The sequence below is a fragment of the Streptomyces sp. PT12 genome, assembly GCF_003311645.1.
In the GTDB taxonomy this organism is placed as follows: domain Bacteria; phylum Actinomycetota; class Actinomycetes; order Streptomycetales; family Streptomycetaceae; genus Streptomyces.
The window spans coordinates 1-236 of record NZ_QEST01000135.1; the positions used below are offsets into that span (position 1 = coordinate 1).

General features: G+C 67.8%; 1 protein-coding gene. It reads right to left on the reverse strand.

Features of this window, described 5'->3' with window-relative positions; translation table 11 throughout:
• The coding region (locus tag DEH69_RS15470) for a beta-ketoacyl synthase N-terminal-like domain-containing protein (RefSeq protein ID WP_147255606.1) at nucleotides 1–236 on the reverse strand (236 nt) is incomplete at both ends.

Consider the following 236-nt stretch of genomic DNA (forward strand, 5'->3'; position numbering starts at 1 on the left):
AAGCCCAAACGCATACGACAACCGACCCGACACCACACTCGCCGCGTTGCCCGTGCCGACGTGGCCGACGAGCTCGTCCTCGGCGAACATCAGGAGGGTGGCATAGTCCTGGCTGTTGGTGCCGACGAAGACGCCGGTGGCGCTCCCACGCAGGGCGGACGGCGCGATACCGGCGCGTTCGAACGTTTCCCAGGCGGTTTCGAGGAGGAGGCGCTGCTGAGGGTCCATGGCCAGCG